Source organism: Klebsiella sp. C360, assembly GCF_048822415.1.
In the GTDB taxonomy this organism is placed as follows: domain Bacteria; phylum Pseudomonadota; class Gammaproteobacteria; order Enterobacterales; family Enterobacteriaceae; genus Klebsiella; species Klebsiella quasipneumoniae.
Genome location: NZ_JBMEZZ010000017.1, coordinates 35,282 through 47,215, shown reverse-complemented (window position 1 = coordinate 47,215; position 11,934 = coordinate 35,282). Strand labels below are relative to the sequence as shown.

At 58.4% G+C, this 11,934-nt stretch carries 11 protein-coding genes and 4 tRNA genes; 5 read left to right on the top strand and 10 right to left on the bottom strand.

Annotation, left to right across the window (positions count from 1 at the left end; all coding sequences use genetic code 11):
• Positions 1-22: 22 nt before the first annotated feature.
• The 5 genes from yigB to lptM are packed head-to-tail and all read right to left on the bottom strand — an operon-like array spanning position 23 to position 3,405.
• Positions 23-739: a 5-amino-6-(5-phospho-D-ribitylamino)uracil phosphatase YigB gene (yigB, locus tag ACOI7D_RS25615; RefSeq protein WP_101976475.1), complete on the bottom strand. Its 717-nt coding sequence runs from the start codon at positions 737-739 to the stop codon at positions 23-25.
• Positions 739-1,641: a tyrosine recombinase XerC gene (gene xerC / locus ACOI7D_RS25610; protein ID WP_101976474.1), complete on the bottom strand. Its 903-nt coding sequence runs from the start codon at positions 1,639-1,641 to the stop codon at positions 739-741. The genes yigB and xerC overlap by 1 nt, the downstream gene beginning before the upstream one ends.
• Positions 1,638-2,345 (bottom strand): DUF484 domain-containing protein, encoded by a 708-nt coding sequence (locus tag ACOI7D_RS25605; RefSeq protein ID WP_044521756.1) that lies wholly within the window; start codon positions 2,343-2,345, stop codon positions 1,638-1,640. The genes xerC and ACOI7D_RS25605 overlap by 4 nt, the downstream gene beginning before the upstream one ends.
• On the bottom strand, positions 2,342-3,166 hold the full coding sequence (dapF, locus tag ACOI7D_RS25600) for a diaminopimelate epimerase (RefSeq protein ID WP_002883394.1): 825 nt from the start codon (positions 3,164-3,166) through the stop codon (positions 2,342-2,344). Before dapF ends, ACOI7D_RS25605 begins: the two co-directional genes overlap by 4 nt.
• Before the next feature lie 35 nt (positions 3,167-3,201).
• Positions 3,202-3,405 carry an LPS translocon maturation chaperone LptM gene (lptM, locus tag ACOI7D_RS25595; protein WP_004886794.1) on the bottom strand — a complete coding sequence of 68 codons (204 nt, stop codon included), beginning with the start codon at positions 3,403-3,405 and terminating at the stop codon, positions 3,202-3,204.
• Positions 3,406-3,543: 138 nt separating this feature from the next.
• Here lptM and cyaY point away from each other — a divergent pair, with 138 nt between their 5' ends.
• On the top strand, positions 3,544-3,864 hold the full coding sequence (gene cyaY / locus ACOI7D_RS25590; protein WP_023291566.1) for an iron donor protein CyaY: 321 nt from the start codon (positions 3,544-3,546) through the stop codon (positions 3,862-3,864).
• 133 nt (positions 3,865-3,997) lie between these two features.
• Here the strand turns inward: cyaY and cyaA are convergent, their stop codons facing one another.
• Positions 3,998-6,550, bottom strand: a complete 2,553-nt coding sequence (cyaA, locus tag ACOI7D_RS25585; protein ID WP_002883383.1) for a class I adenylate cyclase — start codon at positions 6,548-6,550, stop codon at positions 3,998-4,000.
• A 357-nt stretch (positions 6,551-6,907) separates the two neighbouring features.
• Between cyaA and hemC the strand changes: the two genes are divergently transcribed.
• Genes hemC through hemY form a run of 4 tightly spaced genes read left to right on the top strand, consistent with a single transcriptional unit; the run spans position 6,908 to position 10,989 of the window.
• Positions 6,908-7,849, top strand: a complete 942-nt coding sequence (hemC, locus tag ACOI7D_RS25580; protein ID WP_032454513.1) for a hydroxymethylbilane synthase — start codon at positions 6,908-6,910, stop codon at positions 7,847-7,849.
• Entirely contained in the window at positions 7,846-8,586 is a 741-nt protein-coding gene (hemD, locus tag ACOI7D_RS25575) for a uroporphyrinogen-III synthase (RefSeq protein WP_023291564.1), read from the top strand. Before hemC ends, hemD begins: the two co-directional genes overlap by 4 nt.
• Positions 8,587-8,607: 21 nt before the next feature.
• Positions 8,608-9,789: a uroporphyrinogen-III C-methyltransferase gene (hemX, locus tag ACOI7D_RS25570; RefSeq protein WP_080901785.1), complete on the top strand. Its 1,182-nt coding sequence runs from the start codon at positions 8,608-8,610 to the stop codon at positions 9,787-9,789.
• A 3-nt stretch (positions 9,790-9,792) separates the two neighbouring features.
• Positions 9,793-10,989, top strand: a complete 1,197-nt coding sequence (gene hemY, locus ACOI7D_RS25565; RefSeq protein WP_023291562.1) for a protoheme IX biogenesis protein HemY — start codon at positions 9,793-9,795, stop codon at positions 10,987-10,989.
• 462 nt (positions 10,990-11,451) lie between these two features.
• Here hemY and ACOI7D_RS25560 read toward each other — a convergent pair.
• From ACOI7D_RS25560 to ACOI7D_RS25545, 4 genes are all read right to left on the bottom strand, one after another.
• Positions 11,452-11,528: transfer RNA gene (locus ACOI7D_RS25560), tRNA-Pro, on the bottom strand.
• Positions 11,529-11,570: 42 nt separating this feature from the next.
• A tRNA-Leu gene (locus ACOI7D_RS25555) sits at positions 11,571-11,657 on the bottom strand.
• Positions 11,658-11,680: 23 nt separating this feature from the next.
• Positions 11,681-11,756, bottom strand: a tRNA-His gene (locus ACOI7D_RS25550).
• Positions 11,757-11,811: 55 nt separating this feature from the next.
• A tRNA-Arg gene (locus tag ACOI7D_RS25545) sits at positions 11,812-11,888 on the bottom strand.
• Between the last annotated feature and the right edge of the window lie 46 nt (positions 11,889-11,934).

The following is an 11,934-nucleotide window of genomic DNA, read 5'->3' as shown; positions in this document are numbered from 1 at the left end:
ATATATACAGAGTGACTGGTGATTATATCAGCGAGGTCAGAGATGCCAACCGTGAAATTTCAATATGCGGCAGCAGGCGGCTGTCCGCGGTGTGCATCAGGTCCGCGCCTTGCGGTTTGATCCAGCATGCCTGCATGCCACAGCGCAGCGATCCGGCGACGTCAGTGGTCAGGTCATCGCCGACGTGCAGAATATGCCCGAGCGGTAAGTTCAGGCGCTCCGCCGCCAGATGGTACATGTCGGCAAACGGCTTGGAGCGGCCATCCGGCCCGGCGCGCAGCACAAAGCGGAAATAGTCGCTCAGGCCGAACAGCTCTGGTCGGGCGTTGCCGTTGGTAATCGCCACCAGCGGCCACTTCTCCGCCAGCTTCGTCAGCGTATCGTGGGTCTCCTGCGGGACATCGACGCGGCTACGCCAGTGGGCGAAGTGTTCCATCGCCGCATCGGCCCCCGCTTTCGCCGCGTCGGCGGAGAGGCCGGCGTTACGCATGCCTAACTCCAGCGCACGGTGGCGCCAGACGGTCACGTCGTGATAGATCTCAGGCTCGGATGCCAGCAGCGTCTGGCGCAGCTGATTAAGCTCATGGGCGTCGAACTGGCTGAGCGACGGATGGTAGCTGCGCACAAAAGCCAGCGACTCGTGCATCGTCCGGTCAATTACCGGGCGGTTATCATAAAGGGTATCGTCCAGGTCAAACGTCAGCGCGGAAATCTGGCCCAGAGGTCGGTAAAAACGCATTATTTCCCCCGTTTTGCGCGCGGATGCGCGGCATCGTACACCGAGGCAAGGTGTTGAAAGTCGAGATGGGTATAAATTTGGGTGGTGGAGAGGTTAGCATGACCCAACAGCTCCTGCACACCGCGCAGATCGCCGCTGGACTCCAGCATATGAGTGGCAAAGGAGTGGCGAAGCTTGTGCGGATGCACATGGCTGTTCAGCCCCTGCTTAATGCCCCACTCGGCGAACCGCTTCTGTACGTTGCGCGCCGAAATGCGCTTGCCCAGTTTCGACAAAAACAGCGCGTCGTCGTCGGTACCGAACAGGCCGCGTAAATCCAGCCAGTGCTCAATCCACATCACGGCGTTGCGACCGATCGGCAAACGGCGCTCTTTGCTGCCTTTGCCCATCACCCAGACCTCGCCGCTTTCGAGATCGAGATGTTTGATATCAAGGTTGACCAGCTCGGACAAACGCAGCCCCGCGCCGTACATCACCTCCAGCATCGCCCGGTCGCGCACCGCCAGCGGATCGTTGAGATCGATATCCAGCAGCCGATTGACGTCATCGACATCGATATTTTTCGGCAGGTGACGGGGAATTTTCGGCGCGGCGATCCCTTTCGCCGGGTTGGCGCTGAGCTCGCCCTGGCCGACCAGCCAGTCGAAGAAACTGCGCAGCGCCGACAGGCGAAGCGCCAGGCTCGCCGGGCCTAACCCCGCGCGGCGACTGCGCACCGCAAAGCTTCGCACCTGAGCGGCATCGCACTGCGACCAGCTTTTCAAACCCGCCTCATCCGCCAGGGCGATCAGCGTGTCCAGCTGTCGCTGGTAATTCAGTAACGTGATCGGGCTGAGCTGGCGTTCAACGCCCAGGTGGCGCAGAAAGCGGGAGACGGCGGAGAAGAGAGGAGAATCGGTCATGCGCGTTCAATCCAGCGCTCCAGCAGGCCGGGCAGCATCTGGGCAATCTCCTGCAGCAGCTGCGTCCCCTGTCCTGGCTGATAATGCTGCGCATCGCGGCTGCTAAAGAGCATCACGCCGGGGGCATTATCGCCGCCCAGCAGCGACATCGCCACTGACCCAATGGCTTTCGCCTCCGGCAGCACCACCAGCAGCTCCGGACCGTTGAGCGGCCCAAGGTAGTGGCGCGCCTGGCCCAGACGTTGAATACGGATCGGCTCAAACGCCTGCCGGCTTAACGCCAGATGGGTAAACTTCGAAGGCGCGCCGAGGCGCCAGCTGTCAGGGAACAGGCGCACCGTGGCGCCCGCCAGCCCCAGCTCGCGCGCCCAGCGGTGAAGGCGGTTGAGCATATCGTCGAGGCTCTCCGCCGCCGCCAGCCGCGTTTGCAGCTGCAGCAGGCGCTGGAACAGGCTTTCATTGGCGACCGCCTGCTCCATCAGCAGCGACATATTCTCTTCCAGCACATGAATATGGTTACGCGCCCGCATCATATGCCACTCCACCAGCGAAATCGTACCGCGTACCGGATGCGGGACGCGGAGGTGTTCGACCTGGGCGGCATTACGAATAAAAAATTCAGGATGTTGCAACAGATAGTCCACCACGGCGCGATCGTTCAATGCGCTGGCGACCTCCTGTTGTTCTTCCCCGATTGGTTTCATAAATGAATAAATCCATCATAGACATGGGCCGCCGGGCCGGTCATAAACAGCGGCTGGCCCGGGCCTTTCCAGGCGATATCAAGACGACCGCCGGGTAATTCCACACGTACCGTTTCAGCGAGCAGCCCCTGCTGGATCCCCACCGCCACCGCGGCGCAGGCGCCACTACCGCAGGCCTGAGTTTCCCCGGCGCCGCGTTCGTAGACGCGCAGACGGATATGGGACCGGCCAACCACCTGCATAAAGCCGATATTGGCGCGCTCCGGAAAACGCTCATGGCTTTCCATTACCGGGCCGAGGGTTTCCACCGCCGCCGTATCCACATCATCCACCTGGATAACGCAGTGCGGGTTCCCCATGGATACCACGCCGCACAATACTGTCTGCTCGGCGGCACGCATGATATAGGTCTTTTCCGCTTTGTTGGCGCGGAACGGCACCTGGGAGGGCTCGAAGTTGGGCTCGCCCATGTTCACCCGCACCAGATCGTCTTCCGTTACGCTTAATACCATACGGCCGTTGGCCGTACTCACGCGGATGTCACGTTTATTGGTCAGGCCTTTCAGCCGGACGAAGCGTGCGAAACAGCGCGCACCGTTGCCGCACTGCGACACTTCGCTGCCGTCGGCATTAAAGATCCGGTAATGGAAATCCAGATCCGGATCGTAGGGCGGCTCCACCACTAACAGCTGATCGAATCCGACGCCAAGGTGGCGATCCGCCAGGCGGCGAATCAGCTCCGGCGAGAAAAAAACATTCTGCGTTACCGCGTCAACGACCATAAAATCGTTGCCAAGGCCATGCATTTTAGAGAACTGCATCATCTACTCCAGTTGCGCGGAACAGAACGTTATCGTTAGTAATTGACCTGGCTCGGACCACCGGTATCGCCACGATCGTTACGATCCGGCGTTGAGCTCTGAATGCCCGGGTTAACCGGTTTGGTCGGCGGCGGCGCAGTTTTGTCAGCCGGCGGGAAATAGAGAGGCCCTTTCAGACCGCAGCCGGTCAGGCTGAAGATCGCAAACAAAACGGCAAGCGTAGGAAAAACGTTTTTCATTGATAGTTGCCCGTGATTCATTCTTTCTGCTTTCTATCATCGCAGGAGAAGGCGTAAAAGCAAGCCTTTAGCATCTGACTGCGCGCGCTTTTGTTTCGCGCTATACTGCCGCCAATCTCAAAAATGCGGGACAGAATCATGAATGACAGTGAATTTCATCGCCTTGCCGACAGCCTGTGGATGACCATCGAAGAACGCCTGGACGACTGGGACGGCGATAGCGACATCGACTGCGAAATCAACGGCGGCGTGCTGACCATCAGCTTTGAAAACGGCAGCAAAATCATTATTAACCGTCAGGAGCCGCTGCACCAGGTATGGCTGGCCGCCAAACAGGGCGGCTACCATTTCGATCTCAAAGGCGACGAGTGGATCTGCGATCGCAGCGGCGAGACCTTCTGGGATCTGCTGGAGCAGGCGGCAAGTCAGCAGGCCGGTGAGACGGTGAGATTCCGTTAATGACGTGTTTCCCGGATGGCGGCGCATCGCGCCTTATCCGGGCTACCCGACGTCTTAGAACCGTAGCCCTGCTAAGCGCAGCGCAAGCAGGGAATATCTCCGGATAGCGGCTCACGACTTATCCGGGCCAACTCTACGAGTAGCGCTGCTGCAGCACCGGCGAGGCGGTAACGTCCTGGCTGGTGGGTATCGCGGCGGCAATCGCCTGAGTGCGGAAAGGGATCACCTGGGTGCGCCCATCCACCTCGACAATCTGATAGAACTGCGGCAGGTTGAAGTTGATAAAGCTGGAGCCGTAGGTAAAACGATCGTGCGATGACGAATAGAAGCGGCTGACGTCGCGCACCAACTCCTCTTTGCTGCCCTCGCAGTGGTGATACACCTCAGCGCGGTTGCTCTCATCGAGAATATAGATGTTAAAGCCGCTGTCGTTGTTATCCGCGTCTTCAAAGAAGAACTGAATAATCCCTTCGCTGGCGAAGCCGTCCACCACCGCCGGCAGCTTAACATGATTGGTTTCCACCTGCACCGACAGGCCGTGGAGCTTGTTGTGCGAGATAGCGCCGTAGAATTCAATGGCGTTTTCCAGCTTCTGCACCGAAACATTGAGACGCTCGAAGAACAGCCCCCAGGTCTGGCCGGAGACGCGCAGCGCTTTAAAGCGCCCGGTATCCTGGCGGGTACTGGAGAGACGCAGTTCGATGCACTCGGAGATCATCTGCTGTACGCGGGTACGGATCAGGCCGCGCAAGTGCTGGCTATAGCAGAACACCTCCACGCTGTCCGGCGGCGCGGCGTCCTGATGCATTTTACCGAGGATCGTTTTCAGCGCTTCGATCATCGCCTGCTCGCCGTTGAAATGCAGGGTACGCACTTCGTTCCACGAGTTGCGATACAGCAGGTCGACGCTGCCGATCAGGCATTTTTGCTCTTCGCCGAAGCTGAAAACATCAAGCTTACGGAAATCAAAGTGCACCACCTGATTGCGGAAGGCCGCCGTCGGGTCATATTCGAGGTTGACGATAATCGCCAGGTGGCGAATTTCGCATGGGCTGTATAGCGCTTTTGGCGTCGGCGCCGGCAGGCGCAGCGGGAAGTGGTGCGACACGTCGGCCACCATCTCCTGCAGCTTCGCCAGATCGACGATGCCGTTGCCCTTAATAAACAGGCGGGTGCGTGAGGTCAGCAGGCCGTTAAACCAGGCCCAGGCCACCAGCTTATTAAGATAACGGTTATATTCCAGCGGCTGATGGCTGATGATCGATTCCATATCCGGCGCGCGGTTGTACAGATACCAACCGGTACGGTTGGCGCGACCCGGCGGCACGTGGATAAAGGTCAGATTCGGTTCCGACAGGTCCGGCGATATTTGCGGGTTCACCAGCGTCACTTTGCCCGGCAGCGCTTCAAAAGCCGCATACAGCTTACGCGTCAGCACGCCAATATCCTGCGGACTGGCGGAGACGCTGAGGTTATTGCGCCGCGCGAAGCGGATCAGATTACGATAGCTCTGCATCATCGCATCGAGCAGTTCGTTGTGCGCCTTGCGCACTTCATCAATTTTCCAGTTCGCGCGGTTGTCGAGCATCATCAGACGCTTTTCATCCCAGCCCCACGCGTTGACCAGCTGGCTGACGACTTCGCGACGCCAGCCGACGCAGGCGCGTTCGCGGCTGAGTTTTTCACACACTTTCAGATAGAAGCAGCGGCGCACCAGGTCGAGACGGGTTTCATCTTCGATGGCCTGCAGGTAGGTGGTGACGCGCTCCAGCATCATGCAGTACGGGTCGAGGCCGAAGGAGACGATCTCGCCATCGTGCAGGCGCTGTTTGATATCTTTCGCCAGCAGGCGGTTATTGGGGTATTCCCAGGAATAGGCTTCCAGCAGCAGCGTTTTCAGCACCGCTTTATAGGGGGAGTCGATACTCTTATACAGCTGCCACAGGCTGGCGCCGAAGTACTCTTCCGCCGACAGCGAACTGAGGCCGCCGAGATCGAGCCACTCGTTTGGCGTCAGCACGCCCTGGGCATACAGCCCCATGACGTAATCGTCGTAATGCTCTTCTTCATCGCACGGCACCATATTCCACAGAATACGCTTGCCGGCGAGACGGACCGCGGTGCGGTAGAACTCATCGAGCAGTAAAATATGCTGGGTCGAACCGCAGTCTTCGCCGCCGAGGCTGCCGCTTTCGTTATGGCGGAAACGGTTTTCGTCGATCAGGAAGAAGCTGACTTCCACACCGAGCGAGGCCGCCCAGCTCTCAAGCAGGCTGCATTTTCGCTGCAGCAGCTGGCGCTCTTCGCTATCCAGCCAGGCCTGGTGACATACCCAGATGTCCAGATCGGAAGAACAGCTCTGGCCGACGGAGGAGGTACTGCCCATCGAGTAGACGCCGGTGATCGGCAGCTCGCCTTTCGGCGGCTCCTGGGTCTGCATGCCGCGATGCAGTTCCAGTTCTTCAAGATAGTGGCGTTGGGTTTCATCAGGCGTGTAGAGGCAAATGCCACGGGGAACGTTACCGTCAAGGTAACCCGGCATCAGCGGGTGATGATAATGTAATAACGTTGGCAGTAGACTGTAAACCTGCTGGAAAGCGGGTCCCATGGCAGCAAGCGCGCGATCCACGCGCAGTTGGTTGATGGCATCCAGTCTCTGTTTCAGTGTCTCAATATAGAGGTACAAGACATATCGCCTGATGTTCAAAAACCCGAGGTACAATAGTACGGAGGATTTCAGTATTTCAACAAAAACCGTCACCATTCGTCGTCGGTGTGGTTGTGAAGAGCAGCGGACAGACAAATGGTTTAAAACGTGATCAATTTAACACCTTGCTCATTGACCGTAAAGAAAGATGCGCTACATACAAGTGTAGCACCGTTTATTACCTGTAAATTCCTCACTACGCCTCCGGCAACCGCCACGCGCATGAAAGGTTAAAAAAGAGTGGGCCGGAGCTATCTCCCACATAAACCGTGAAAACTAACATCCGTAAGACAACAATGTTAGGATGGTTAGTGGTCGACAATGACGGTAACAAGCATGTTAGACAAAGTTTTGAAAATTGCCACACGGCAAAGCCCGCTTGCGCTATGGCAGGCGCAATATGTTAAAGCGCGCCTGGAACAAGCGCATCCCGGACTGAAGGTCGAGCTGGTGCCGATGGTCACTCGCGGGGATGTCATCCTTGATACTCCCCTGGCAAAGGTGGGTGGCAAGGGCTTATTTGTGAAAGAGTTAGAGCTTGCCATGCTCGAAGGGCGCGCCGATATCGCCGTTCATTCGATGAAAGATGTGCCGGTGGAATTCCCGGAGGGGCTGGGGCTGGTGACTATCTGCGAGCGCGACGATCCGCGCGACGCGTTTGTCTCCAATCGCTATGCCTCGATTGATGAACTCCCGGCCGGCAGCGTCGTCGGCACGTCAAGTTTACGCCGTCAGTGCCAGCTGGCCGCCACCCGTCCGGATCTGGTGATCCGCTCTCTGCGCGGTAATGTCGGTACCCGACTGAGTAAGCTGGATAACGGCGAGTATGACGCCATCATCCTCGCCGCCGCCGGCCTGAAGCGCCTGCAGCTCGAGGCGCGAATTCGCCAGCCGCTGTCGCCTGAGCAATCTCTGCCGGCGGTCGGCCAGGGCGCGGTGGGCATCGAATGCCGTCTCGACGATGCATGGACCCAGGGGCTGTTAGCGCCTCTCAACCATACGGAAACGGCAGTGCGCGTTCGCGCCGAGCGGGCGATGAACACGCGTCTCGAAGGCGGCTGTCAGGTGCCGATTGGTAGCTATGCGGAACTGAAAGACGGTGAATTGTGGCTGCGGGCGCTGGTTGGCGCCCCGGATGGTTCGCAGATGGTACGCGGCGAACGGCGCGGGCCAGCAGAGCAGGCCGAAGCGCTTGGCATCTCGCTGGCGGAAGAGCTCCTGGATAACGGCGCCCGCGATATTCTCGCGGCAGTTTATGATGGAGAAGCCCCACGATGAGCATCCTGGTCACTCGTCCACTACCGCAAGGAGAAGCGCTGGTCAGCCGTCTGCGGGCCATGGGACGCGTGGCCTGGAGCTTTCCGCTGATAGAATTTACGCCCGGTCGGGAGCTTCCCGCGCTGGGCGACGCGCTTGCCCGCCTGGGGCCTGACGATCTGCTGTTCGCGCTGTCCCAGCATGCGGTGGAGTTCGCCCATGCCCGTCTGCAGCAACAGGGTATGCCCTGGCCCACTTCCCCGCGTTATTTTGCCATTGGCCGCACGACGGCGCTGGCCCTGCATACGGTCAGCGGGCAGCACATCCATTACCCGTTAGATCGGGAAATTAGCGAAGTCTTGCTACAATTACCTGAATTACAAAACATTGCCGGGAAGAATGCGCTGATCTTACGCGGCAATGGTGGGCGGGAACTCTTAGGCGCGACGCTGACCGAGCGCGGCGCCAGGGTCACATTTTGTGAATGTTATCAACGTAGTGCAAAGCATTACGATGGCGCAGAAGAAGCGATGCGCTGGCAATCTCGCGGGGTCACCACGCTGGTGGTCACCAGCGGCGAGATGCTGCAGCAGCTATGGTCGTTAATACCGCAATGGTATCGCGAACGGTGGCTCCTGCACTGCCGCGTTGTCGTTGTCAGCGAACGTCTGGCCCTTCAGGCCCGGGAGCTGGGCTGGCAGGAGATTCAGGTTGCCGATAGCGCCGACAACGATGCGCTGCTACGCGCATTACAATAACTCTCAACATTGGAAGCCATAATGACGGAACAACAAAATCAATCCGCCGTGGTTGAAGAGACCAGGGAGGCCGTGGAGACCACACCACAGCCAGAGAACACTGATAAGAAGAAGGCTGGCAACAAAACCAGCCTGGCGCTCAGCGCGATCGCTATCGCCATTGCGATAGCCGCCGGTATCGGCCTGTATGGCCTGAACAAACAGCAGGCCTCGCGTCAAAACGAAACCACCTCTGAATTATCAAGCCAGGTCGCGGCGCTGCAAAAAGCGCAGGAAAGCCAAAAAAGCGAACTGGAAGGCATTATCAAACAGCAGGCCGACCAGCTAAACGAAGCCAAACATCAGCAGGAGACGCTGGCCAAACAGCTGGACGAAGTCCAGCAAAAAGTGGCGATCATTTCCGGTAGCGACGCCAAAACCTGGCTGCTGGCCCAGGCCGACTTCCTCGTCAAGCTGGCGGGACGTAAGCTGTGGAGCGATCAGGATGTCACCACCGCCGCCGCGCTGCTGAAAAGCGCCGACGCCAGCCTCGCCGACATGAATGACCCAAGCCTGATCGGCGCCCGCCGGGCGATCACCGACGATATCGCCACCCTCTCCGCGGTGAACCAGGTCGACTACGACGGCATGATCCTCAAGGTTAATCAGCTGGCGAACCAAATCGATAACCTGCGGCTGGCGGATAATAACGATGACGATTCGCCGATGGATTCTGATAGCGATGAGCTCTCCAGCTCCATCAGCGAATGGCGCGTCAATCTGCAGAAAAGCTGGCAGAATTTTATGGACAGTTTTATCACCGTGCGCCGCCGCGATGAAACAGCGGTCCCGCTGCTGGCGCCGAATCAGGATATCTATCTGCGGGAAAATATTCGCTCTCGCCTGCTGGTCGCCGCGCAGGCAGTGCCGCGCCATCAGGAAGAGACCTGGAAACAGTCGCTGGATAACGTCTCGACCTGGGTACGCGCCTATTACGATACCGATGACGCCACCACTAAAGCCTTCCTTGAAGAGGTGGATAAGCTCAGTCAGCAAAGCATTACCATGACGGTGCCGGAAACGCTGCAGAGCCAGGCGTTGCTGGAAAAACTGATGCAGACCCGGGTGCGTAATCTGATGGCGCAGCCTGCCGTTTCCGCAGGCGGCGCGCCCTCGCCTGCACCTGCAGCACCGGCCGCCCCCGCTGCGCCGCAAGGAGAGTAACGCATGCTGAAAATTCTTTTACTCTTCGCACTGTTGATCGCCGGGATCGTGCTTGGCCCGATGATCGCCGGGCATCAGGGCTACGTCCTGATCCAGACCGATAATTACAATATCGAGACCAGCGTGACCGGGCTGGTGATCATCCTGATCCTCGCCATGGTGGTGCTGTTCGCCATTGAATGGCTGCTGCGCCGTATTTTCCGCACCGGGGCGCATACGCGCGGCTGGTTTGTCGGCCGTAAACGCCGTCGCGCGCGTAAGCAAACCGAGCAGGCGCTGCTTAAGCTGGCGGAAGGTGATTACCAGCAGGTTGAGAAGCTGATGGCGAAAAACGCCGATCACGCCGAACAGCCGGTGGTGAACTATCTGCTGGCGGCGGAAGCGGCCCAGCAGCGCGGCGATGAAGCGCGGGCTAACCAGCATCTGGAGCGCGCCACCGACCTGGCGGGCGATGACCTGATCCCGGTGGAAATCACCCGCGTTCGCCTGCAGCTGGCGCGCAATGAAAATCACGCCGCGCGTCATGGCATCGATAAGCTACTGGAAATCACCCCGCGTCATCCGGAAGTGCTGCGCCTCGCCGAACAGGCTTATACCCGTACCGGCGCCTGGCAGTCGCTGCTGGATATCATTCCGTCGATGGCGAAAGCTAACGTCGGCGATGAAGAGCACCGCGCCGCGCTGGAACAGCTGGCATGGGTTGGCCTGATGGACAAAGCGCTGGCCGACGGCGGCAGCGAGGGGCTGCGCGAATGGTGGCGCAACCAGAGCCGTAAAACGCGGGCGCTGGTGCCGCTGCAGGTGGCGATGGCCGAGCGCCTCATCGAGAGCGACGATCACGATACCGCGCAGCAAATTATTATTGATGGTCTGAAGAAACAGTATGACGACCGTCTGGTGATGCCGATCCCGCGCCTGAAGACCAATAACCCGGAACAGCTGGAGAAAGTACTGCGCCAGCAGATCAAAGCCGTTGGCGATCGTCCGCTGCTGTGGAGCACCCTGGGCCAGTCGCTGATGCGGCACGGCGAATGGCAGGAGGCCAGCATCGCCTTCCGCGCCGCGCTTAAGCAGCGTCCGGATGCCTTTGATTACGCCTGGCTGGCGGATGCTCTGGATCGCCTCCATCAACCGGAGGAAGCGGCTACCATGCGCCGCGATGGTCTGCTGCTGACGCTGCAGAATAACCCTCAGCAATAACCTCACCTGGCTGTCGCCTCCTGCGGGGCGATAGCCCTTCTCCCCCGCCTTCCCGTTGACGCTCCCCCTGAAAGAAAAAAACGCCTGCGCTGAAATCAGGGCAGGCGTTAAAACAGGTCTGTTTGACAACAAATTGGGTGCTTCACTCAACGTAATGTCCATGGTGTTTGATGAGGCATAAATGCGACATCTGTCAGTGGACGATAAGCACCGTAAGAACGGCTCTGCATCATTCCGGAGTTTATGAGGCACAAAGGCGAACATAAGAGATGGAATGAGCATCTACCCGATTATTATCGCACAGGATCCAGGGAAATTGCATCTACCACAGTGATGAATTGAGAGTTTTCCTGACGCGTATTCTTAAGCAAAGAGAAGATTTTTTATCAGCAAGATCAGGGGAATAAGTCATGGCAGGAAGTCACAGAAAACAAAAAACCCCGCCGAAGCGGGGTTCAAAATTGGTCGGCGAGAGAGGATTCGAACCTCCGACCCACTGGTCCCAAACCAGTTGCGCTACCAAGCTGCGCTACTCGCCGAAATACTGCTTTTTGAATTTTTAGTTCAATTCGTTAAAGTCGTGGTGCGAGGGGGGGGACTTGAACCCCCACGTCCGTAAGAACACTAACACCTGAAGCTAGCGCGTCTACCAATTCCGCCACCTTCGCAAATTCACAACTCTATCAAATAATGGGGTGGCTAATGGGATTCGAACCCACGACAACTGGAATCACAATCCAGGGCTCTACCAACTGAGCTATAGCCACCACTGCAAACCTTTTACGCGGTATTAAAACCACCGCAGCTCCAGCACCGGGTTAATGGTGCGCCCGACAGGATTCGAACCTGAGACCTCTGCCTCCGGAGGGCAGCGCTCTATCCAGCTGAGCTACGGGCGCTTAGCGCCGTTGCGGGGTCGGATAATACGGACTTCCTCCCCCGCTG